This is a genomic window from Priestia sp. SIMBA_032, from assembly GCF_046535215.1.
GTDB classification, from domain to species: domain Bacteria; phylum Bacillota; class Bacilli; order Bacillales; family Bacillaceae_H; genus Priestia; species Priestia aryabhattai.
Genome location: NZ_JAWRXD010000002.1, coordinates 143,753 through 165,516, shown reverse-complemented (window position 1 = coordinate 165,516; position 21,764 = coordinate 143,753). Strand labels below are relative to the sequence as shown.

The 21,764-nt window shown below is 38.9% G+C and carries 23 protein-coding genes and 3 other annotated features; of the genes, 3 read left to right on the top strand and 20 right to left on the bottom strand.

Annotated elements, in window-relative coordinates:
- Positions 1-2: 2 nt before the first annotated feature.
- The 3 genes from polX to zapA form a co-directional block, all read right to left on the bottom strand.
- Positions 3-1,715, bottom strand: coding sequence for a DNA polymerase/3'-5' exonuclease PolX (polX, locus tag SB717_RS06765; RefSeq protein WP_098622763.1), 1,713 nt, complete (start codon positions 1,713-1,715; stop codon positions 3-5).
- Positions 1,716-1,913: 198 nt separating this feature from the next.
- Positions 1,914-2,471 (bottom strand): CvpA family protein, encoded by a 558-nt coding sequence (locus tag SB717_RS06760; RefSeq protein WP_014458067.1) that lies wholly within the window; start codon positions 2,469-2,471, stop codon positions 1,914-1,916.
- Complete coding sequence (gene zapA / locus SB717_RS06755) at positions 2,468-2,728, bottom strand: cell division protein ZapA (protein WP_013059415.1); 261 nt, start codon at positions 2,726-2,728, stop codon at positions 2,468-2,470. Before zapA ends, SB717_RS06760 begins: the two co-directional genes overlap by 4 nt.
- Before the next feature lie 143 nt (positions 2,729-2,871).
- On the opposite strand from zapA, the gene rnhC reads away from it, so the two are divergent.
- A complete protein-coding gene (rnhC, locus tag SB717_RS06750; protein ID WP_410903493.1) occupies positions 2,872-3,786 on the top strand; it encodes a ribonuclease HIII in 915 nt (304 codons plus the stop codon).
- A 33-nt stretch (positions 3,787-3,819) separates the two neighbouring features.
- Here rnhC and pheT read toward each other — a convergent pair whose 3' ends face one another.
- The 3 genes from pheT to SB717_RS06735 form a co-directional block, all read right to left on the bottom strand.
- Positions 3,820-6,234, bottom strand: a complete 2,415-nt coding sequence (pheT, locus tag SB717_RS06745; protein WP_410903492.1) for a phenylalanine--tRNA ligase subunit beta — start codon at positions 6,232-6,234, stop codon at positions 3,820-3,822.
- A gap of 13 nt (positions 6,235-6,247) precedes the next feature.
- On the bottom strand, positions 6,248-7,282 hold the full coding sequence (gene pheS, locus SB717_RS06740) for a phenylalanine--tRNA ligase subunit alpha (protein ID WP_014458064.1): 1,035 nt from the start codon (positions 7,280-7,282) through the stop codon (positions 6,248-6,250).
- A gap of 54 nt (positions 7,283-7,336) precedes the next feature.
- Positions 7,337-7,572: a binding site (T-box leader), on the bottom strand.
- A gap of 48 nt (positions 7,573-7,620) precedes the next feature.
- Positions 7,621-8,385 carry a TrmH family RNA methyltransferase gene (locus SB717_RS06735; RefSeq protein WP_176547928.1) on the bottom strand — a complete coding sequence of 255 codons (765 nt, stop codon included), beginning with the start codon at positions 8,383-8,385 and terminating at the stop codon, positions 7,621-7,623.
- 140 nt (positions 8,386-8,525) lie between these two features.
- Here SB717_RS06735 and sspI point away from each other — a divergent pair, with 140 nt between their 5' ends.
- Positions 8,526-8,732, top strand: a complete 207-nt coding sequence (sspI, locus tag SB717_RS06730; protein ID WP_013059420.1) for a small acid-soluble spore protein SspI — start codon at positions 8,526-8,528, stop codon at positions 8,730-8,732.
- Between the two features lie 55 nt (positions 8,733-8,787).
- On the opposite strand, the gene SB717_RS06725 is transcribed toward sspI, so the two are convergent.
- Both SB717_RS06725 and SB717_RS06720 read right to left on the bottom strand, forming a co-directional pair.
- Positions 8,788-9,873: a M42 family metallopeptidase gene (locus SB717_RS06725; protein WP_074677739.1), complete on the bottom strand. Its 1,086-nt coding sequence runs from the start codon at positions 9,871-9,873 to the stop codon at positions 8,788-8,790.
- Positions 9,874-9,950: 77 nt separating this feature from the next.
- Positions 9,951-10,439, bottom strand: a complete 489-nt coding sequence (locus tag SB717_RS06720; protein WP_410903491.1) for a dUTP diphosphatase — start codon at positions 10,437-10,439, stop codon at positions 9,951-9,953.
- 132 nt (positions 10,440-10,571) lie between these two features.
- Between SB717_RS06720 and SB717_RS06715 the strand changes: the two genes are divergently transcribed.
- On the top strand, positions 10,572-10,949 hold the full coding sequence (locus SB717_RS06715; protein WP_410903490.1) for a hypothetical protein: 378 nt from the start codon (positions 10,572-10,574) through the stop codon (positions 10,947-10,949).
- A gap of 18 nt (positions 10,950-10,967) precedes the next feature.
- On the opposite strand, the gene SB717_RS06710 is transcribed toward SB717_RS06715, so the two are convergent.
- From SB717_RS06710 to SB717_RS06655, 12 genes are all read right to left on the bottom strand, one after another.
- Positions 10,968-11,228 (bottom strand): DUF1294 domain-containing protein, encoded by a 261-nt coding sequence (locus SB717_RS06710; RefSeq protein ID WP_410903489.1) that lies wholly within the window; start codon positions 11,226-11,228, stop codon positions 10,968-10,970.
- Positions 11,229-11,288: 60 nt separating this feature from the next.
- Complete coding sequence (gene rplT / locus SB717_RS06705) at positions 11,289-11,648, bottom strand: 50S ribosomal protein L20 (RefSeq protein WP_074677743.1); 360 nt, start codon at positions 11,646-11,648, stop codon at positions 11,289-11,291.
- 39 nt (positions 11,649-11,687) lie between these two features.
- On the bottom strand, positions 11,688-11,888 hold the full coding sequence (gene rpmI, locus SB717_RS06700) for a 50S ribosomal protein L35 (RefSeq protein ID WP_013059426.1): 201 nt from the start codon (positions 11,886-11,888) through the stop codon (positions 11,688-11,690).
- A gap of 21 nt (positions 11,889-11,909) precedes the next feature.
- A complete protein-coding gene (gene infC / locus SB717_RS06695; RefSeq protein ID WP_013059427.1) occupies positions 11,910-12,413 on the bottom strand; it encodes a translation initiation factor IF-3 in 504 nt (167 codons plus the stop codon).
- 69 nt (positions 12,414-12,482) lie between these two features.
- Positions 12,483-12,605: a sequence feature (ribosomal protein L20 leader region), on the bottom strand.
- A 171-nt stretch (positions 12,606-12,776) separates the two neighbouring features.
- Positions 12,777-14,735 (bottom strand): threonine--tRNA ligase, encoded by a 1,959-nt coding sequence (gene thrS / locus SB717_RS06690; RefSeq protein ID WP_234483698.1) that lies wholly within the window; start codon positions 14,733-14,735, stop codon positions 12,777-12,779.
- A gap of 43 nt (positions 14,736-14,778) precedes the next feature.
- Positions 14,779-15,027 (bottom strand) — a binding site (T-box leader).
- A gap of 60 nt (positions 15,028-15,087) precedes the next feature.
- Positions 15,088-15,948 carry a sporulation protein YtxC gene (gene ytxC / locus SB717_RS06685; RefSeq protein WP_074677749.1) on the bottom strand — a complete coding sequence of 287 codons (861 nt, stop codon included), beginning with the start codon at positions 15,946-15,948 and terminating at the stop codon, positions 15,088-15,090.
- Between the two features lie 96 nt (positions 15,949-16,044).
- The gene (dnaI, locus tag SB717_RS06680; RefSeq protein ID WP_013059430.1) at positions 16,045-16,977 is read right to left on the bottom strand and encodes a primosomal protein DnaI; all 933 of its coding nucleotides are present in this window, start codon (positions 16,975-16,977) and stop codon (positions 16,045-16,047) included.
- Positions 16,978-17,009: 32 nt separating this feature from the next.
- Positions 17,010-18,437: a replication initiation and membrane attachment family protein gene (locus SB717_RS06675; protein WP_074677751.1), complete on the bottom strand. Its 1,428-nt coding sequence runs from the start codon at positions 18,435-18,437 to the stop codon at positions 17,010-17,012.
- 72 nt (positions 18,438-18,509) lie between these two features.
- Entirely contained in the window at positions 18,510-18,971 is a 462-nt protein-coding gene (gene nrdR, locus SB717_RS06670) for a transcriptional regulator NrdR (RefSeq protein WP_410903488.1), read from the bottom strand.
- A 243-nt stretch (positions 18,972-19,214) separates the two neighbouring features.
- On the bottom strand, positions 19,215-19,601 hold the full coding sequence (locus tag SB717_RS06665; protein ID WP_074677753.1) for a cytosolic protein: 387 nt from the start codon (positions 19,599-19,601) through the stop codon (positions 19,215-19,217).
- Between the two features lie 93 nt (positions 19,602-19,694).
- A complete protein-coding gene (gene speD / locus SB717_RS06660) occupies positions 19,695-20,075 on the bottom strand; it encodes an adenosylmethionine decarboxylase (RefSeq protein ID WP_013059434.1) in 381 nt (126 codons plus the stop codon).
- A 421-nt stretch (positions 20,076-20,496) separates the two neighbouring features.
- The gene (locus tag SB717_RS06655) at positions 20,497-21,528 is read right to left on the bottom strand and encodes a glyceraldehyde-3-phosphate dehydrogenase (RefSeq protein WP_013059435.1); all 1,032 of its coding nucleotides are present in this window, start codon (positions 21,526-21,528) and stop codon (positions 20,497-20,499) included.
- Positions 21,529-21,764: the final 236 nt, after the last annotated feature.

Here is a 21,764-nt window from a genome sequence, read left to right as displayed (position 1 = left end):
GCTTATTTATGTCGATTTAAAAAGGCTGTTAATTCTTTGAGGCTATACGTATTTAATACCGTTGCTGGTTTAAGCCAGCCTTTAATTCCCGTAGATATTCCAATTTCCATATGCTCTAACATGTCTAGATTGTGAGCATCCGTATTAATCGCAATTTTAACTCCTGCCTCTTGGGCTTTTTTTATGTGCTCAGCGGCTAAATCTAAACGGTTTGGATTCGCGTTTAGTTCAAGAGCCGTTTTTGTTTCTTTAGCTAATTCAATTAGCATATCAATATCTACATCATATCCGTTGCGGCGACCAATCAAACGACCGGTCGGATGAGCGATTAAATCTACATGGACATTGTTTAATGCTTGCTTTAATCGATTCATAATTTCTTCGCGTGATTGTGAAAAACTAGAGTGAATGGATGCAATAACAAAATCTAGCTCAGCTAGCATTTCATCATCATAATCAAGTGTTGCATCGGGCAAAATATCCATTTCAATTCCTGCTAGTATTGTAAAATCATCGAACTGTGCGTTTAACCGATTAATTTCTTCACGCTGTTTACGAATGCGTTCAGGCGTTAGACCGTTAGCTACTTTTAAATACTGAGAATGGTCCGTAATCGCCATGTACTCATAGCCTCGTGCGCGACATGCTTCCGCCATTTCTTCAATCGAATACGCCCCGTCGCTCCACGTGGAGTGCATATGCAAATCACCTTTTACGGCATCGTAGGTCACGAGCGTTTGTGGCTTTATAAATGCATCTACTTCCGTTCCGTCTTCACGAAGTTCCGGCGGAATAAAAGACAGCCCAAAATGTTCATAGAATGCTTGTTCAGACTCAAATGTCATGACTTCGCCTGTCTCCGTATTTTCAACGCCATACTCGCTAATTTTTTCACCGCGTTCTTTTGCTAATTGACGCATGCGCACGTTATGATCTTTTGATCCTGTAAAATGATGAAGCGTCGTGGCAAATGCTTTATCTTCCACAAGACGAAAATCCACAGACACATCGTACTCATAGGCTAACGTTACCGATACTTTTGTATCTCCATTTGCAATTACATCCTTCACATTTGACAGCGATACTAGCTGTTCACGGACAGCATGAGGCTCAGCTGTTGAAATAATAAAATCAAGATCTTTTACGGTTTCTCTCATGCGGCGAATGCTCCCTGCTTGAGAAAAACGCTCAATGCTATGCATATGCTTAAGGGCTTCTAAAATTTCTTCCGCTATTGGAAGCATAAAAGCAAGAGGCAAACGATCAGGACGCTTCCCAAACTCTTCAACAGCAGCGATAATTTTCTCTTCCGTCTTTTTACCAAAACCGCTTAGGCCCTGCACTCGATTTTCCATACACGCCTGATGCAGTGATTCCATATCTCGAATATCTAGCTCTTTATATAATTTAGCAATTTTTTTACCTCCAAGCCCCGGCAGCTTAAGCAGAGGAATAAGTCCTTCAGGAACTTCTTGCTTTAGTTCTTCTAGTACGCTTGACTCATTTGTTTCCATATACTCTGTAATGACTGCAGCCGTTCCTTTTCCAATCCCTTGGAGCTTTGTAAAATCCTCAATCTCTGTCAGCGTTCTCTCGTCCGTTTCTAGCGCTGCAGCTGCTTTTCGAAAAGCGGAAATTTTAAAAGGGTTATCTCCCTTTAATTCCATATATGTAGCAATTGTTTCTAACAATTTAATAATATCCTTTTTATTCATCTCTTTTCACCAGCCTATTATCATAATAACGAACCTTTCAAAAACATGATGAGTGACATATGTACTCTCTCAAATTTTTATCTAGACATACTTTTATCTCCGTTAAAACCGCAGAACAGACTGCGATAAAAAAAGAGGGTATCTCAAAAGTATTATGACACTTTCGACACACCCTCTCAACAAGCTATTGTAATTTCATTACATTACACCATACTGTGTCCACAAATCTTGAATGGCAGACGATAAGTACGGAGTATTTTGTACGATATTGATTGCAATTGAAGACTGTTGAATTGGCGTTTGAATTTCACTTACAGGAATCACGGCTCCAATGTATAACAAAATAAAAACGATGATATACACTTCAACGAACCCAAGTGCACCTCCACCCCATTTATTTAACTGGCGCAGAATTGGCAGTTCCGTTAAAGCCGTTAAAACAGAACCTGCAAGGCGAAGTACAATGTGAGTAGCAAAAAATAAAATCGCAAATGCAATCATTCGATAAAAAGCGTCTTCTATCGTTCCAGAATCAAATACAAACGATGCGACACTTTGCTGCTGAATATTGTCCGGAAACGGAATCAACAAGCGAAGTCGGCTTGCCAAATCTCCACTAAACATATAAGCGACGATAAACGAAACCGCAAAACTGACAATATGAATGAGCTGCAAAATAAATCCTCTTTTAAGACCTGTTACAAAGCCTAAAAGAAGCAATATAATTAAAATGATATTAAGCATTGACTCAGTCATTCCTCTTTTCCATAAAGTTTTTGTTCAAGTCTCTCATAGTCTTCTTTCAGTTTTATATATTCGTGTACAGCATTCACGGCTGTTAATACTGCTAATTTATTGATATCTAAAGAAGGGTTTTTAGTACTGATTTCACGCATTTTTTCATCCACTATAGAGGCGACAAGTCGAATATGGCTTGTACTTTCGCTACCGACGATGCTGTACTGCTGACCAAAGATGTCAACTGTCGCACGTGTTTTATCTTGTCTTGACACGAGAAAATCCTCCGTTCCACGAAAAATCCTAATCCCTATCATACCACGAAGAAGACTTCAATGGAAACATATCTATATTTAAGCTATCATAAGGGATAGTGCTTATAAAGTAAACTAAAATACCCCGAAAGGAGTGAAGCATTATGTCACATGCTGTTATTAAAGTATCAGCTGATCAAATAGCTAAAATGAAGCTTCATTACACATCCTATCTACAGCCCAAACTTCCGCAGGGAAGTATTTTTGCAGCTAAAACTCCAGGCTGTTCTATCACTGCGTACCGCTCTGGAAAAGTACTTTTTCAAGGAAAAGAAGCTGAAACAGAAGCGGCTAAGTGGGGAGGCCCTTTAGATGCTGTGAAAAAAGCTCCTGTCTCACACCTCCCATCAAACTTCAGCTCACTATCGGTCATCGGTTCTGACGAGGTAGGAACGGGAGATTATTTTGGTCCTATGACCGTAGTTGCTGCCTATGTTCAAAAAGAGCAGCTTCCTTTGTTAAAAGAATTAGGAGTACGAGATTCAAAAGAGTTAACGGATGCTAAGATCATTGAAATTGCCAAGCAGCTTGTTTCGTTTATTCCCTATAGTTTGCTTGTTTTACATAACGAAAAGTATAATGCATTTCAAGAAAAAGGCATGTCACAAGGTAAAATGAAAGCTCTGTTACACAACAAAGCTTTATCCAACGTGTTAAAAAAATTGGACCCTGAAAAACCCGATGCCATTTTAATTGACCAGTTTGTCGAAAAAAACACCTATTATAAACATGTGGTAAAGGAAAAAGAAATTATCAAAGAAAATGTCTTTTTCAGTACAAAAGGAGAAAGCGTTCATTTATCTGTAGCCGCTGCTTCCATTATTGCCAGATACGCATTTTTAAAACAAATGGATTTACTGACGGAAAAGACCGGGATGGTCATTCCTCGCGGAGCTGGCGCACAAGTTGATATCGCCGCTGCTAAAATCATTAAAAAACATGGTGTTAATGCGCTGAACTCTTTAGCTAAAATTCATTTTGCTAATACAGAAAAAGCTTTAAAATTAGCTAAAAAATAAGAGATGTGGAAATCCACATCTCTTTTCTTATTCTTATGAACGAAGCGTTGCACCAAATTCTTTTTCTACAGCCTCTAACACTGCACCATGTGCTTTTGCTACTTCTTCATCTGTTAACGTACGTTCAGGATCTAAGTAACGTAAAGAGAAAGCTACAGATTTCTTGCCTTCTTCCATACGCTCTCCTTCATATAGATCAAATACCGTCACGTCTTTTAAAAGTTCTCCACCCGTCGTATAGATGACGCGTTGAACTTCTCCTGCAAGAACGTTTTTATCTACAACAAGTGCAATGTCACGTGTAATAGATGGGAATCTTGGAATAGCTGAATAACGAATTTCTTCGACATCTGCAGCTAATAGCTCTTGAAGGTGTAATTCAAATACGTATGTTTCACGAAGACCATACTGTTTCTGAGCAACAGGATGAACTTGACCTACGTATCCAATTTCTTTTTCATCTAACCATACAGCCGCTGTACGTCCAGGGTGCATACCGTCTTTTTTAACGGGAGCATATGAGATTCGTTTCTCCAAACCAAGCTGTGCAAATAACCCTTCTAGTACACCTTTAATCACATAGAAATCAACGACTTTCTTTTCACCTTGCCAGCCGTGAGTATGCCATAGACCCGTGATTGCACCAGCTACGCGCTCCTGCTCATCCGGTAATTCTCCTTCACCTTTAGATAAGAACACTGAGCCTGTTTCGTATAGGGCAATAGAATCCGATTGACGAGCATTATTATGCTTCACTGCTTCTAACAAATGAGGCACTAAGCTTTGACGAAGGATGCTGCGATCTTCACTCATAGGCATTGCTAAACCAATCGTACTTGTTGCATTGAGTGCAAACTGAGTAGCTTTTTCAGCGCTCGTTAACGAATATGTTATTGTTTGTGCTAGTCCCGCTCCCTCTAAGAAACGGCGAACTTTGCGGCGTCCAAGCTGATACTCTGTTAGTTTTCCTGGAGTTGCCACTGTTACAGGAAGCGTTGTAGGAAGGTTGTCATAGCCATACATGCGCGCTACTTCCTCGACGATATCTTCTTCGATTGTAATATCACCTCTACGAGTTGGCACTGTTACAACAATGGTTTCGTCTTCTACTTTGTTTTCAAATTGAAGACGGTTCATAATATCTTGTACTTCTTCCATTGATAGCTCTGTACCAAGCACATTGTTAATACGTCCAAGTGACACAGCTACAACAGCAGGTTCCACAGTTAGTGTATCTACTTCTACAGTACCGCTTACCACTTCACCTGAAGCATATTCAGCCATTAATTCTGCTGCGCGGTCAGCAGCTACACGCGTACGGTTAGGATCAATTCCTTTTTCAAAACGAGCGCTTGCCTCACTGCGAAGACCGTGGTCTTTTGAAGCTTGGCGAACCGTTAAGCCTTTGAAGTAAGCTGATTCAATGAGAACATTTACCGTATCGTCTTTTACTTCGGAGTTTGCTCCGCCCATTACACCTGCAAGTGCTACCGGTTCACTTCCGTTTGTAATGACAAGCTGATTGCCTTTTAATACGCGCTCTTGGTCATCAAGCGTTACAAGCTTCTCGCCTTCTGACGCGTGACGTACAACAATTTCTTTTGAACCAAGACGATCATAGTCAAAAGCATGCAGCGGCTGGCCGTATTCAAGCAAAATGTAGTTAGTAATATCAACTACGTTGTTATGAGGGCGAATGCCAGCTGCCATTAAACGTGTTTGCATCCATAGTGGTGACGGAGCAATTTTTACGTTTTTGACAACGCGCGCTACGTAAAGCGGATTGTCTTCTTTTGCCTCTACTTTAACGGAAATATAATCAGCTGCTTGCTCATCAGACGTTTGCACGTTTACTGACGGGTACTTCACTTCACGACGTAAAATAGCAGCCACTTCATGTGCTACACCTAACATACTTAAGCAGTCTGAACGGTTTGGTGTTAGCCCTAGTTCTAATACTTCATCGTTTAAGTTTAATGCATCTAGTGCATCTGCTCCTACTTCAGCATCGCTTGGGAACACGAAGATGCCTTCTTGATAATCTTTTGCCACAAGCTTGCTTTCAATGCCAAGCTCTTGAAGAGAACAAATCATACCGTTCGATTCTTCACCGCGAAGCTTAGCACGCTTGATTTTAAAGTTACCTGGAAGTACAGCTCCCACTTTTGCAACCGCTACTTTTTGACCTTGTGCCACGTTCGGTGCTCCGCACACGATTTGAACGATTTCTCCTCCGCCAAGATCTACTTGACAGCGGCTTAATTTATCAGCATTTGGATGCTGTTCGCGTTCTACAACGTGACCAATTACTACTCCGCTGATGCCTTTATTTAAGTTTTCTACACCTTCAACTTCAATTCCACTTTTTGTGATTTTATCTGCTAACTCTTCTGCCGTTACGCCTGATAAGTCAACATACTCTTGTAACCAACGATAAGATACAAACATCGTAGTCCCTCCTTTATACTTGTTTAAATTGATCTAAGAAACGAACATCATTTGTATAGAAATGACGAATATCATCCACGCCGTGTTTCAACATAGCAATACGCTCTACACCGATTCCAAAAGCAAAACCACGATATTTAGTTGAATCGTATCCAGCCATCTCAAGAACATTTGGATGAACCATGCCGGCTCCTAAAATCTCAATCCAGCCTGTTTGTTTACATACATTACAGCCTTTACCTCCACATTTTGCACACGATACGTCTACTTCTACAGACGGCTCAGTGAATGGGAAGAAACTTGGACGAAGACGAATTTCACGATCTGCACCGAACATCTTTTTCACAAATACTTCAAGCGTGCCTTTTAAATCGCTCATACGAATGTTTTCGTCTACTACAAGACCTTCAATTTGCATGAATTGATGAGAATGTGTAGCATCATCGTCATCGCGGCGATACACTTTACCCGGGCAAATAATTTTAACAGGTCCTTTGCCTTCATTCTTGTTCATAACACGAGCTTGAACAGTTGATGTATGCGTACGAAGAAGCGTTTCTTCCGTAATATAGAACGTATCTTGCATATCACGCGCTGGGTGACCTTTTGGCAAGTTCAGCGCTTCGAAATTATAGTAGTCCTGCTCTACTTCCGGTCCTTCTGCTACTTCATAGCCCATTCCTAAAAATAAATCTTCTACTTCTTCAACCACGCTTGTTAGCGGGTGATGCGTACCTGCTTTAACAGGGCGTCCTGGCAGCGTTACGTCAATTGTTTCTGAAGCAAGTTTACGCTCTACCTCGGCTGCTTCTAACGCCGTTTGTTTTTCTTCAATTTTAGATGCAATAGCTTCACGCACTTCATTTGCAAGTGCTCCCATTACAGGACGCTCTTCAGCTGAAAGTTTTCCCATACCGCGAAGTACTTCTGTGATAGGGCCTTTCTTTCCTAAATAAGCTACGCGTACGTCGTTTAATTCTTTTAAAGCACTTGCTGCTTCGACTTTTGCAATTGCTTCTTGTTGAAGTTCTTGTAAACGTTCTTTCATCACTTATTCCTCCTTTTAGCGTAAAAAATGACAAATAAAAAAACCTCCTCCCAAAAAAGGGACGAGGATTAGTCGCGTTACCACCCTTGTTAACTATATACACAGACGTATACAGTTCACTTCATTCAAGTTAACGGAATCTCCGGAACACCTTTACATCTATGTAAGACGGTCTAAGTGTCAACTCAAGAGGTGAATTCACTTATTACATTTATAAAAATGCTTTCAGTCACGGCATTTTCTCCCTGCATAAACGGACATAAGCTACTGCTCTCTTTCATCGTTTTTTACATATGTAACTATTGTATTATTATAGTGAAAACACGTTCTCGATGCAACTACATTCCACGTAAATAATAAAGTAAGATTCCAGAGGCGATGGCAACATTTAGCGACTCGCTCTTTCCATAGATGGGAATGTACAGATTCTGATCCGTTTGTTCCAGCACTTTCTCGCTTACGCCGTTTCCTTCATTTCCCACAATCAGCGCAAATTTGTTTGAAGGTTTTACGTGTGTGTAGACCTTTCCATTTTGTAACGACGTGCCGTAAACTGCGATGCCTCTTTCTTTTAACAGTGAAATCATTTGGAGTAAATCGCTTTTTACAATTGGAAGGTGAAAAATAGCTCCTTGCGTTGAACGAACGACTTTTGGGTTGTACACATCCACGCTGCCCTCTCCAACGATAATAGCCTCCACTCCGGCAGCATCAGCGGTTCGAATAATCGTACCTAGGTTACCTGGATCTTGTACTGCATCTAAAAGCAATACTTTCTGTGCTGTATGAATGATTTCTGCATGCTTTGTTTGAAAACACACGGCAATAATTCCTTGAGGTGTTTCTGTGTCAGATAATAACTTAATAATTGCCTCATTTACAACGGTTATTTCGATACCGTCTATATTCCACTGTGCGGGCACTTCGGTCGATTCCCGTATAATTAGTTCCTTTACGCAATCATTACTTTTGATAGCCTCTTCGACTAAATGAAAGCCTTCTACTATAAAAAGGCCCTGCTTATCACGGTCTTTTTTATTATGCAGCTTTTTCCACGCTTTTACCTGCGGATTTTTAACTGAATCAATTTGTTTCACAAACATAACTCCTTTATCTATACAAAAATAAATAGTTCGATTAGGTTTTTCTCAATAATCATTAGATAAGTTTCACTTTATTGTACATAGAAATCGCAAAGAAAACAAAAACTATTGGTAACTTTACGATAGCTGAGGTGAAAATGATGGATCTTAATTTACGAAATGCTGTTATTGCAAACGTTTCAGGAAACTCAAAAGAAGAGCTTGAGGCTACAATTTCTGACGCTATTCAAAGCGGTGAAGAAAAAATGCTCCCTGGACTTGGTGTTTTATTTGAGGTGCTTTGGGAAAAGTCTCCGGAATCAGAAAAAGAAGAAATTCTGACAACGCTTGAAAACGGTTTAAAATAAATAACCTTTTCCTATGTACAAAAAAAGCTCATTCTCCTAGGAGAATGAGCTTTTTTTAATTGTACGTAATGGCGTTAACCGTGTCTCGGTCTAAGCGTTTAATCACTTCCGCAATTAATTTAACTGCATTTTCATAATCATCACGATGAAGCATCGCTGCATGAGAATGGATATAACGAGTTGCAATTGTAATTGAAAGTGCTGGCACCCCGTTAGCTGAAATATGGATAGAACCTGAGTCCGTACCGCCTCCAGCGATTGCATCGAATTGATACGGAATATTTAATTCATCTGCCACGTCTACCACTTTATCTCGAAGTCCTTTATGAGAGACCATGGAAGCATCATATAAAATGATTTGCGGACCATCTCCCATTTTAGAAGAGGCTTCTTTATCAGAAACGCCAGGTGTATCTCCAGCGATACCGACATCAACAGCAAATGCAATATCCGGTTCAATAAAGTTAGCAGATGTTTTTGCACCTCGAAGTCCAACTTCTTCTTGCACCGTTCCTACACCATACACAACATTTTCATGCGCTTCATTTTTTAAAGCTTTTAATACATCGATAGCGATTGCACAGCCAATACGGTTATCCCAGGCTTTCGCTAGCAGCATCTTTTCGTTGTTCATAACCGTAAATTCGAAATAAGGTACAACCTGATCACCAGGTTTCACTCCCCACTCCGCTACTTCTTCCCTGCTAGAAGCGCCGATATCAATGAACATATCTTTAATATCAACTGGCTTTTTGCGAACTTCTGGAGGCAGGATATGAGGAGGCTTTGAGCCAATAATCCCCGTTACTTCTCCTTTAGATGTAACGATCGTTACTCGTTGAGCAAGCATGACCTGGGACCACCATCCGCCTACTGTTTGAAAACGAATAAAGCCGCGTTCATCAATTTGAGTCACCATAAAACCTACTTCATCTAAGTGACCGGCTACCATAATTTTAGGCCCTTGTTCGTTGCCCACCTTTTTCGCAATCAAACTGCCTAGCCCATCCGTCGTTACTTCATCTGCATAAGGTGCAATATATTTCTTCATAACCTCACGCGGTTCACGTTCATTTCCAGGAATTCCTTTTGCATCTGTTAGTGCTTTAAGCATCATTAATGTTTCATCTAACTTTGTCATATGGATTACCCCTTTCATATGTATACCTCTATTATAGCTAAAAAGAGGTTGAAGTAAAATTTCCCATCACTTTATTTCTAGTATCCTTGTTCTTGGCGTTTAAAATTCACTTCATTTTTTGAGATGTACGCCTCTTCAATATGTTCAGCGGAAAAACCAAACATATCGCCAAGCGTCATGTAAGATACAAACATGTTCACATAGTTTTCTTTCGACAAATCCTGCTCGAAAGCAGCAACTTGTGCAAACACCTGTAAAAATTGTGCTGTTTTTGAATCACCTGCTTTTGCCTTTGGTAACTCAGTTAAATCATCGTATCCTTTTTCAATCCCTAAAGACAGAATAAAATGTACCCCATCCACAAATTCTTCTAAAATAACAGCGTCTTCAGCCGGAGGTTTAACGCTCCAAAATTTGAAGCAGCGCGTTTCGTTTGCCAGCTCCCCCATTTCAACAAGCAGAGCTAAAAGTTTTCTCGGAACCAAGTCTTCCTTATGAAGCTGATGCTTATCTTCTATATGCTGATCCAGCTGGCGCTGCATGGTAAATAGCTGTTGTAAATTCAATGTAATCACTCCTGTAATTATGTATATCTTCTTCTTTTTAAACCAATAAAGAAATTATATCAAAAATCATGAAACTTTTTAGAGACTGAAACGTAAAGTAAGAAAACTGTGCCTTGTAAAGGAGGGAGCGTTATGTTTGTTATTGTTATCGTTCGCGTGTTCATTTTCGCGCTTGTTGCTTACACACTATTAAAGCTGGTTCAGCATTTTCGCAGTCCAAAGCGGAAGCTTGTAGCAGCTCAGGAACATCAGCAATTTTTTGTCGTCGACGAAAAAACGAATATCCGCAAAAATTTTCTACTAACGTATAAAGGTATTTTATTTGAAGGAGAAAAATACAGCAATCCCAATCAACCAGAATCTTTATCAATTACAATGGTGTTAACAGATCCATCTCGATTACATGAACTGCAAAAACAAGATTTCAAGCTGCTGGAAAATCACGTACACGACATGTATCCAAATGCTCCTATTCGCTGGAAAAGCCCCGTTCGAGAATTTTTACACTGAGCACAAAATCATTTGTGCTCAGCTGATAACAAAAAAGAAAAATAAATCAAGAGCGGCAAGAATAGGAAAGCCTACTGTAAACGATGTGTGCTTCGTTTTATGACGATAGCAGTACATACCAATCAGTCCTCCAATGGCTCCTCCGACAGCAGCTACCGTCCACAGCGTGCTTTCGGCAATTCTCCACTCATGTCTTTTCGCTTTTTGTTTATCTCTATACATCATCCCTATCCCTACTATATTAATAACAATAAAATAGGTAAGCAGCAGTTCATTCATGATATGTCCTCCGATAGCAAAAAAGCCTCATCATCTAAAGATGACGAGACTTTATATTCATTACTTATCTAAGCCTTTTTTAGCAGCAGTTGCTAATTCAGCAAATGCTTTTTCATCAGCTACAGCTAAGTCAGCAAGCATTTTGCGGTTAACTTCAATACCTGCTAATTTTAAACCGTGCATTAAACGGCTGTAAGAAAGACCGTTCATACGAGCAGCTGCATTAATACGTGTAATCCATAATTTACGGAAGTCACGTTTTTTCTGACGACGGTCACGATAAGCATACATGTTAGATTTCATAACTTGCTGATTAGCAACTTTATATAATCTATGCTTCGAACCGAAGAAACCTTTAGCTAATTTTAAAACTTTTTTACGACGTTTGCGTGTTACTGTACCGCCTTTTACGCGTGGCATAATTGTTTACCTCCTGTATTGTTTCTATCTCAACCCAAATTACTTAATGTTATCTAATAAGTGACGGATACGTTTGAAGTCACCTTTGCTTACTAAAGAACCTTTACGTAATTTACGCTTTTGTTTTGTAGATTTGTTAGCGAATAAATGGCTTGTGTAAGCACGAGCACGTTTTAATTTACCGCTTCCAGTCTTTTTGAAACGCTTTGCAGCGCCACGATGTGTTTTCATTTTTGGCATGGGGTGTTCCTCCTCGTTCTATTACTTTTCGTTTTTAGGTGCCAAGACTAAGAACATGCTGCGGCCTTCCATTTTAGGAGCCGATTCAACTGAACTTACATCTTCGCAAGCTTGTGAAAAACGTTCAAGTACTTTTTGGCCAATCCCTTTATGAGTAATGGCACGACCTTTAAAGCGAATAGACGCTTTCACTTTGTCACCTTTTTCAAGGAACTTGCGTGCGTTACGAAGTTTAGTGTTAAAATCATGTTCATCAATTGTTGGACTTAAACGAACTTCTTTTAAGTTTACAACTTTCTGGTTTTTACGAGCTTCTCTTTCTTTACGTTGTTGCTCATAGCGGAATTTACCGTAGTCCATAATACGACATACCGGCGGTTTCGCATTTGCAGCAACCATTACTAAGTCAAGATTTACTCGTGAAGCAATTTCTAACGCTTCATTTTTTGATTTAATTCCTAATTGTTCACCGTTTTGATCAATTAGACGAACTTCGCGAGCTCGAATGCCCTCGTTTACCATCATGTCCTTGCTAATAAGTAGCCACCTCCAAGGTTTAATGAGCGAATACGCTTGCTTAGACCGATTATTAACTCACACAAAAAAGTGTGAGTACATACTGCACCCACACTTCTATCGTTTTAATTAAGATACGATGTACCTGCTAACTGCTCTATGCGTCACTCAGGTGAGAAGCGGGTGCTTCTTCTTCTGTATAAACAAGTATTCAATTACTTAAGCTATTATAGTATCAACAAAGACAAAAGTCAATGATTTCGTTCTTTTTTCACAACAAAAGTTATTGTATCAAAGGAAAAACATTTATGCAACAGTTTTTTATAAATGTTAGATAAAAAAGCAGAGAATTTCAATTCTCTGCTTTTTTCATTAACGAGATGCTTCTGCTTTTACATTTTGTAAAAAGGCTTGGAAATCCACTGTTTCTGAATTCTGCTCACCATATTTACGTACATTTACTGCTTTATCCTCTACTTCTTTATCCCCTACAACAAGCATATAAGGAATTTTTTGCATTTGAGCCTCACGGATTTTATAGCCAATTTTCTCATCGCGAGAATCAAGTTCCACACGAATACCGGCAAGCTGAAGCTGTTCTTGCACTTCTTTTGCATACTCAAGGTGAACCGTAGGTGATACCGGAATCACTTGAACTTGTACAGGTGCTAACCACGTTGGGAAAGCTCCTTTGTATTCTTCAATTAAGAAAGCTACAAAACGTTCCATTGTTGACACCACACCGCGGTGAATAACAACCGGTCGATGTTGTTTTCCGTCTTCCCCTACATACGTTAAATCAAATCGTTCAGGAAGTAAGAAATCCAGTTGAACCGTAGATAGCGTCTCTTCTTTGCCAAGAGCCGTTTTAACTTGAACATCTAGTTTTGGACCGTAGAATGCCGCTTCGCCTTCAGCTTCATAATAATCAAGGTCAAGCTCATCCATTGCGTCTTTTAACATGCTTTGTGCTTTTTCCCACATTGCATCATCATCAAAGTATTTTTCTGTATCTTCAGGGTCACGGTAAGATAGACGGAATGAATAATTTTCAAATCCAAAATCTTTATAAACCGCTTCAACTAAGCGAACTACACGAATAAATTCTTCTTTGATTTGATCCGGACGTACAAAGATATGCGCATCATTTAACGTCATGCCTCGAACACGCTGAAGTCCTGATAATGCTCCTGACATTTCGTAACGGTGCATCGTTCCAAGCTCAGCAATACGGATTGGAAGCTCACGATAGCTGTGAATACCTTGTTTGTAAACCATCATGTGATGAGGACAGTTCATCGGACGAAGCACTAGGTCTTCGTTATCCATTTCCATTGCAGGGAACATGTCATCTTGGTAGTGCTCCCAGTGACCAGACGTTTTGTAAAGTTCTACACTTCCCAGCACTGGAGTGTAAACGTGCTGATATCCAAGGCTTACTTCTTTATCTACGATATAACGCTCGATAATACGGCGAATCGTCGCACCTTTTGGAAGCCATAAAGGCAGACCTTGTCCTACTTTTTGAGAATTTGTAAATAAGTTTAGCTCTTTACCAAGTTTACGGTGGTCACGTTCTTTTGCTTCTTCAAGAAGACGAAGATGCTCGTCTAAATCCGCTTTTGTAAAAAATGCTGTACCATAAATACGCTGGAGCATTTGATTGTCGCTGTCTCCGCGCCAATAAGCACCCGCCACGCTTAATAATTTAAATTCTTTAATTTTGCCTGTTGACGGCACGTGTACGCCTCGGCAAAGGTCAAAGAATTCGCCTTGTTGGTAAATCGTAACCTTTTCACCTGCTGGAATCGCATCGATTAGTTCAAGTTTTAGGTCATCCCCAACTTCTTTAAAAAGTTGAATGGCATCTTCACGAGAAACTTCTTTTCGTTCAATTTCAATATTTGAATTAACGATTTTTTTCATTTCTTTTTCAATTTTACCTAAATCTTCGGGAGTAATTGATTCTTCCATATCGATGTCATAGTAAAAACCGTTTTCGATAACCGGTCCTACACCTAGCTGTACTTTTGTATCTTTGTATAAACGTTTGATTGCTTGAGCCATTAAATGCGCTGTACTGTGACGCATAATTTCAAGCGCTTCAGGAGCATCTTGCGTAATGATTTCAAGACTGCCATCTTGTTCGATTGGCGTACGTAAATCCAGCAGCTCGCCGTTTACTTTGCCTGCTAATGCTTTTTTCTTTAATCCCGGGCTAATAGAAGCCGCAATATCTTCTGTTGATGATCCTTTTGGATACTCTTTAACAGCTCCATCAGGAAATGTCATTTTGATTACTTCTGACACAACTTTCCACTCCTTTAACATAACTAATAAACTTTTTGTAAAAACAAAAAACTCGTCCCTTATCAAAAGGGACGAGTTGTGTATACACGCGGTACCACCCTTGTTTCCTCTTCGTATCTTGGATAACCCAAAGAACCCGAAGCGGCTCGAGGTTTTATAACGGAAATTCCGTCAGTAATTACTAGAGACGCTGCTCGTTTACTACTGAAGTTTAGAGGTGGTAAGAATATATTCCGTGTTAGGAGATTTTCAGCCTGGATCTCCCTCTCTACAAACCGTAAATATACAATCATGTCCTCATCATAACTTGTAACATATAGCTGTTTTTCAATATGCATTTATTATATTCATTTTCAAAATAGAAATCAACCTTTCACGTTATATTTTGCTTTTGATCAAACGGAAATTCATTTTTTTCGTATAACATAACTTTTTCTTGAAAAATATTTTGAATGGTATAAACAAAATCATGATCATGCTGGTCGCTATACAGATGAATAGCAGCTGGAGATAAACTCAGCAAAGGCGCGATAATAGTTGAGTCTATGTATACTGATTCTTGTTCAGATAAGAAGGCCTCTGCTAGGACTGCACATTCACGTTCCGGAACATATCTACTGCTTTGGTCGTACAATACAAAGTTGTTTTTATTCAAGTGCATTACATACACATCGCCTGTAGATGACTGTCTTTCATTAGCTGCTTGACGCAGCTGATGAATAAGAATTTGATAGTCTTGTTCAAGCTTATATTCATCAATTGCCAGCTCAGCATAATAGCGCAGCCGCTCTTGATATTCTTTTAAACGGAATTGGAGAAAAGACTCAAAGGTGAACGTTACATTATGAATGAAGAAGTCTTGAAGAGCCTGGCGGATAAGTAATTCTCTTGGAAGAGAAAATGTTTTTTGCGGGATTTCGCCTCTCTCTCCTTCCATAATCCCCCCCATAATTTGAAGCAGCAAATCTTGCTCTTCCTCTTCTGAATAGAAAAATTGTTCTTTTAATATGTTTACCATCATCTTTTTCTCTTTCTTTTTTAAAATTACGTGCGTTAATACCGGTATCACCATGTCTTGTAAAATGGCCTCTCTATTGTATGTCTCATCAATGACTAAAAGCTGATTATTCACCAGCTTCAAGCACTGTGAACCATATGATAAAGCGCTTCGCTTCGCGCATAAAGACTCATATACAATGACTGCGTCTTCTACATACTTAAAGAATATTTTCATTCCTCATAGCCCCCCTTTGGACACGCTTTATTAATGTATATGGGGCAACATGCAAAAAAATGAGCAAGTCGTTACAAGAAATGTAAAACGACCTGCTCATCTATTTCGTTTATTCTCTCCATTCATTTCAACAGGAATGGCTAGAGACTTAATTCGTTCCATGACACGAGCGGCTTTTAGCTCTTCCTGCTCGCCTCTTTGGGTATAAGTCAAATGATGTTGAAGCTCTTTAAAATTTAAATTCGAGCTGAAAAATGTCGGCAAATTTTCGAGCATGCGGAATTGTAAAATGGTTCCGAGCACATCGTCTCGCATCCAGCTCGTTACGGATTCTGCTCCGAGATCATCAAGCATAAGAACCGGTACTTTTTTAACATACTCTATTTTCTCATTAAAGCTTTGATCTTGAAACGAACCTTTTAACTCACGCAAAAACTCCGGGACGTATAAAATTGTGGACTTCACTTTCTTTTCCGCTAACGCATTGGCAATTGCTCCAAGAAAATACGTTTTCCCCACACCAAACGAACCGTGTAAATATAAAGCTTTCATTTTCTTATTTGGCTCATATTCTCGAACAAAATCTCTTACTAGTTTAATGGCTTCAAATCTTCCCTGCTCAATTTCAATATCAGACATCGTTGCCTGTAAAATTTCTTTAGGCACGTACATACACTGAATAAAAGATTCTTGTTCTTTTCGCTCATCTTCTTGTACTTTTCTAGGACAGCGTTCATACTGTAAATCAATATTACGGCCTTTTACAACCAGCTGAGGGTGATACCCCTTCACCATATTGACACAGCTTTGCAGGGAAGGACACTTGTCACAGCATTTGCTTTGGTCGATAAATTCATGCATCTTCATCAAGCCTCGGTCGACCATTTGCTCATCCAACTCATGGCGATGCTCTTGCAGAAACGTTTTAACTTCAGGATTAGACAGAATACTGTTTCTTAATGCTTCTAAACGTGCTTTAAAATCCTTTTTGTTCACTAACTGATTTAGTGAATCATTGATAGGCTTCATCTTTTTCACCTCATCTCTATCATACCTGCTTTTTATTCTTTATGCTTTTGTTTTAGCTCTTGATCTAACTGCTTGAGCTCTTCTTGTAACTTTCGTTTTTCTTCTTCAAATCCATCCACTTCTTTTGAAGGCTGCTTTTTCTCTTCTTTTTCTTCATCGCTCAACCACTCTGGCACCATTTCTTTACGCACAATTTTTCGTCCGGCCGTTTTTTTATTTTGCTTTGCCTCGGTCCAATTCTGATATTCTTTCTGTTCATTTTTAGCTAAATTCATGGCATCTTGAACAGTTTGTACCTTTTTGCGCGCCCAGTGTCCAGCAATTTTCTCTACATAGCTCTTAGATAATTTCATATCCGATCTTAGCATAACATAGTAAATCAGAACATTTACTACCCCTGGTGAAAGCTTTTGATTAAACATCACTTCTTCAATCATTTGCAAATCTGCTTTTGATGGCTCTGCTCCCCCTGAAAACTCGATCAATAGCTGTCGAGGAGAGGTGACTTCAAGCTGTTGAATGAGCTGCTCTTCCTTCGTCTGAGGCTGCTTTTCCTGCATGGTACGAAGCATAGGGGGCTGAATTTGTTCGCTTAGATTTGGAAGTGCTTCTCCATTTTCAAATTGGTAAAAGGACTGCGCTGCTTTTCTAAGCAATTCAATATCAACTTGATCGTTCTCATTTAGCGAATCGAGCACTACATTTTTCATTTGAAGAGGATCGATGCCGTATAAAAAGGCTAGCTTTTCAATCGCTTGTTTTACTTTAGATGTAATGGACCTTTTCGAAATCATTGAATCTGTTAGGCCTGCTAAAAATAAATCAAAATCAAAGGAATCCGGGCTCATCTCAATAGAAGCACGGTTTGAAGAATCCATAAAGTCCGTTTGAGCATCGGGAGAAAATACATCCTTGCTTTCAGACTGAAAACTTGGAGCCAGCTCCGTTGCTTTAACTGATTTAAATACATCGTTAAATGAATGCGTCACATCTTTGAACGATTGATCATCCACGAGTGAATCCGAAAAATAATTTTTTACTTTTTGAAAGATGGATTTTCCTAGTCGGTTATATAAATATACGTTTAATACGCCATCATTAAAGAACTGATGGGGCGTAAGAGGAGGAATGAGTTCATAAATGAACACACGAACATCATCTTCTTCCTTAATATATGTTTTTAACAAACCGATGCCTTCTAACTTTAACCGCTCATGGTAAATAACTTTCAAATTAATTTGCATCATTGACATTAAATGATGATGCGTGGACTCTTTTCCCCATAAACGATCTTGTTCCAGCTCGCTCCATAGCGTCATATACAAACCAAAACACGTCGTACCCACCAACGGCTGATAGAGCATTGTTAAAATCTTTCGATCGTATTCCTGCAGTATGCCGTTCGAACGAACAACATAACGATCGACGGGTATCATTTCTTTCCAATGTTGTTCTTTCATGTCGTTCCCTACCTACTTTTAAAGTAATAGAAATGACAAAAAAAGAGCCTAAAGAATACTTCAATAGCTCTTTTACAGTCGTTCCTTCTTAATTAAATCTTTTAATTCATCAATAAATACATTGATGTCTTTAAATTGTCGGTATACAGAAGCAAATCGAACATAAGAGACTTCATCGATAACAGCTAATCGCTCCATCACCATTTCTCCTACCACATCTGACTGCACCTCTGATGTACCCTGGCTGCGCAGCTCTGTTTCAATATCGTGTACGGTATCTTCTAGTTGTTTTAAGCTTACTTGGCGTTTTTCACACGCTTTAATTAACCCTCGAAGGATTTTGTCTTTGCTGAACTCTTCTCTCGCTCCATCTTTTTTTACAACAATTAATGGAAGTTCTTCTACTTTCTCAAAAGTTGTAAAACGATAGTGACACTCTTCGCATTCACGTCTTCTACGAATAGAGCGGCCTTCTTCTACAGGGCGTGAGTCCAGCACTCTCGTTCCATTGTAATGACAGGATGGGCACTTCATATTCTCAGCTCCAATAATAAACCTTGTTTTTCTTTTTATTTTCTCTCATATAAGTTAATTTCCATCTATGTTAGTCGGCTATTCGCCATTTATTATGATTGTCATCATCATTTCCTTTATCAAACACGATGCTATATTAAAGGATTTACTTTATTCCATCTTATAGAAAACAAGGCTTGAATACAAGTAAAGGAAAAGGAATTTCCCCATTTTATTCCCTGAAATTCAAAAATGATAAGGAACTTACGAAGAAAGAGGAATAAGTTTTTGATCAAAGCTTTTATAAAGCGTACGTACAAGTTCTTTACTAAAACCAAAATCAACTGGCACCACTTTTGACTCTGTTGTAGCAGAAAAATCGATAGCGGTTTCAAGAGGACGTACACCAATAATGGTAATCACAACAAAAGCTTTTCTTCCTTTTACAACGTTTAAGCTAATTTCTCCTCGCTCTTCATACGCAGCAAGTATCTCTATCCCTTGCATATGCTTCAACATTTCATGAACTTGCTTAAATGCATTCCCAGCCGTTGTTTTGTAGTAATGTGTTTTTAGAGTCGGATCTGAATGGCGATCGCTTGTTTCTACATGATTAGAAAATAAAGATTTAACTGCTTGTACTACCCCCATGTTGTTATCCCCTTTGTTTTTGCGTATTAAAAATTTATATACTAAAAAGAGGTGTGTAATACACCTCTTAACTTACGTAATCAATCGACACTATTAAAGTGCATTCGCTTTAGTTTGTTTTACCTGAACAGGACCCATTCCACGTGGTAATTCAATTGTTTCACGTGTCTGTGCACTTAGAGCATCTGCAATATAATCTGCTGCGATTGTAGGATCTAAATGACCACAAGTATAAACATCGATACTTGCATAACCATGCTCTGGGAAGCTGTGAATCGTTAAATGTGATTCTGAAATAATAACAACGCCACTTACACCTTGAGGTGCAAATTTATGGAACGCTACTTCGCGAACTTCCGCACCGGATTTTAAAGCTGCATCAACAAACGTTTTTTCAATATAATCAATATCATTTAACTTATCGAAATCGCATCCCCATAATTCTGAGATGACATGACGACCCATTGTTTCCATAATGATATTTCCCCCTTTAACAATTTTTAATCGTTAAACATGAAGTTCTTTCGCCATATAGCATGTTAACTACCACGGGGGAAAGTTAGTCCAAAGAGGTCCTAACCCTTTAAGTAGCCACATCACCGAAAGGTACACAAGAAGTTCACGAAACATAGTATACTTTGTTTACATTTATTTTGCAATACGTGTTTTGATTTTATTAAAGATTGTTCCTGCAGATAGACCTATACAAATTACCCCTGTATTCTCGTGAGACAGCGTGTAAAAGCGGCTAAACGACTATTAATGTTTTATTAAAATTGAGGAAAAGAAACACTCCTTTGCATGCTTATCTTATTGCTTTTCCCTATTCTTTTGAATAAAAACAAAAAAACAGGGCGATAGCTCCCTGTTTTTTTAAAAGCAATCTATAGCTTTCTTAGCTTACTCTTATTTTTGATCCATTACGCATTTCTGCGGCAATATATCTTACCAAATCGACTACGCGCTGAGAGTAGCCCCACTCGTTATCGTACCAAGCTAACACTTTAATTTTATGATCTTCCATTACAATCGTAGATAGTCCATCTACAATAGCTGAATGAGGATTTGTATTAAAGTCAATTGATACGAGTGGTTCCATTGTTAAATTTAAAATATTCTTTAATGGTCCTTCAGCAGCTTTAATAAACGCTAAATTAACATCTTCCATCGTCACAGGTTTCCTTACATCCACAACTAAATCGACAAGCGATACATTCGGCGTAGGAACGCGCAGCGCCATCCCATGAAGCTTTCCTTTTAAATGAGGAAGAACTAATGAAAGCGCCTTGGCTGCTCCAGTTGTTGTAGGAATAATTGATTGAGCACACGCACGGGCTCTTCGCAAGTCTTTATGCGGGTTATCAATATTCTTTTGATCATTTGTATATGCGTGAACAGTCGTCATTAAACCGTTTTCAATTGTGAACGCTTCGTCTAACACCTTGACAACTGGAGCTAGACAATTTGTCGTACAAGAGGCATTAGAGATAATGTTATGCTGATTCACATCAAACTCTCGTTCGTTTACGCCCATCACGATGGTAATATCTTCTTGTTTACCCGGCGCCGTTAAGACAACTTTCTTCGCACCTGCTTCAATATGTAACTGCGCTTTTTCTCTTGAATTAAATTTCCCTGTTGCTTCAACAACTAGATCAATCCCAAGCTCTTTCCAAGGCAAATTCAGCGGATCACGTGAATTTAATAGCTGGATTCTTTTACCGTTAACAATTAGCGCATCATCATCACATTTAACATCTCCGTTAAATGGTCCGTGTATAGAGTCATACTTGATTAAATGTGCTAATGTTTCGGCTGGATAAGATGCATTTATTGCAATAATATCTAAATTCTCCTCTATAATCGCTGTGCGAAACACCATTCTTCCTATTCTTCCAAAACCATTAATGGCAATACGTGCTTTCATGGCTATACCCCTCTCTATATGTGTTATACTATTTAACTTTTTATATTGAATAGTATAACATAAATATTTAAAAAGTGAATAATATTAATTTTTTTTAATAAATTATTTTAATTAAGTTTTACTATATGTATATAGCGAGAACAGATATTTAACACATTCTTTTTTAGAAGCACTTAAATATTCCCAATAAAAAATCCGAACGAGCTTGATTCTCCCTCAAGAATCAAGCTCGTTCG

Coding starts and splice junctions, on each gene's coding strand:
- infC (WP_013059427.1), bottom strand. CDS start 12,413: ATGATGGTAAACGAGGGCATTCGAGCTCGCGAAGTTCGTCTAATTGAT.
- rplT (WP_074677743.1), bottom strand. CDS start 11,648: ATGCCACGCGTAAAAGGCGGTACAGTAACACGCAAACGTCGTAAAAAA.
- SB717_RS06735 (WP_176547928.1), bottom strand. CDS start 8,385: ATGTTTGTGAAACAAATTGATTCAGTTAAAAATCCGCAGGTAAAAGCG.
- thrS (WP_234483698.1), bottom strand. CDS start 14,735: ATGTTAAAGGAGTGGAAAGTTGTGTCAGAAGTAATCAAAATGACATTT.
- polX (WP_098622763.1), bottom strand. CDS start 1,715: ATGAATAAAAAGGATATTATTAAATTGTTAGAAACAATTGCTACATAT.
- SB717_RS06760 (WP_014458067.1), bottom strand. CDS start 2,471: ATGACTGAGTCAATGCTTAATATCATTTTAATTATATTGCTTCTTTTA.
- speD (WP_013059434.1), bottom strand. CDS start 20,075: ATGGAAACAATGGGTCGTCATGTCATCTCAGAATTATGGGGATGCGAT.
- rnhC (WP_410903493.1), top strand. CDS start 2,872: ATGTCACATGCTGTTATTAAAGTATCAGCTGATCAAATAGCTAAAATG.
- nrdR (WP_410903488.1), bottom strand. CDS start 18,971: ATGAAGTGCCCATCCTGTCATTACAATGGAACGAGAGTGCTGGACTCA.
- ytxC (WP_074677749.1), bottom strand. CDS start 15,948: ATGAAAATATTCTTTAAGTATGTAGAAGACGCAGTCATTGTATATGAG.
- SB717_RS06655 (WP_013059435.1), bottom strand. CDS start 21,528: ATGAAAGCACGTATTGCCATTAATGGTTTTGGAAGAATAGGAAGAATG.
- dnaI (WP_013059430.1), bottom strand. CDS start 16,977: ATGAAGCCTATCAATGATTCACTAAATCAGTTAGTGAACAAAAAGGAT.
- SB717_RS06675 (WP_074677751.1), bottom strand. CDS start 18,437: ATGAAAGAACAACATTGGAAAGAAATGATACCCGTCGATCGTTATGTT.
- pheT (WP_410903492.1), bottom strand. CDS start 6,234: ATGTTTGTATCTTATCGTTGGTTACAAGAGTATGTTGACTTATCAGGC.
- SB717_RS06725 (WP_074677739.1), bottom strand. CDS start 9,873: ATGACAAAGTTAGATGAAACATTAATGATGCTTAAAGCACTAACAGAT.
- SB717_RS06715 (WP_410903490.1), top strand. CDS start 10,572: ATGTTTGTTATTGTTATCGTTCGCGTGTTCATTTTCGCGCTTGTTGCT.
- SB717_RS06710 (WP_410903489.1), bottom strand. CDS start 11,228: ATGAATGAACTGCTGCTTACCTATTTTATTGTTATTAATATAGTAGGG.
- sspI (WP_013059420.1), top strand. CDS start 8,526: ATGGATCTTAATTTACGAAATGCTGTTATTGCAAACGTTTCAGGAAAC.
- rpmI (WP_013059426.1), bottom strand. CDS start 11,888: ATGCCAAAAATGAAAACACATCGTGGCGCTGCAAAGCGTTTCAAAAAG.
- SB717_RS06665 (WP_074677753.1), bottom strand. CDS start 19,601: ATGGGGGTAGTACAAGCAGTTAAATCTTTATTTTCTAATCATGTAGAA.
- pheS (WP_014458064.1), bottom strand. CDS start 7,282: ATGAAAGAACGTTTACAAGAACTTCAACAAGAAGCAATTGCAAAAGTC.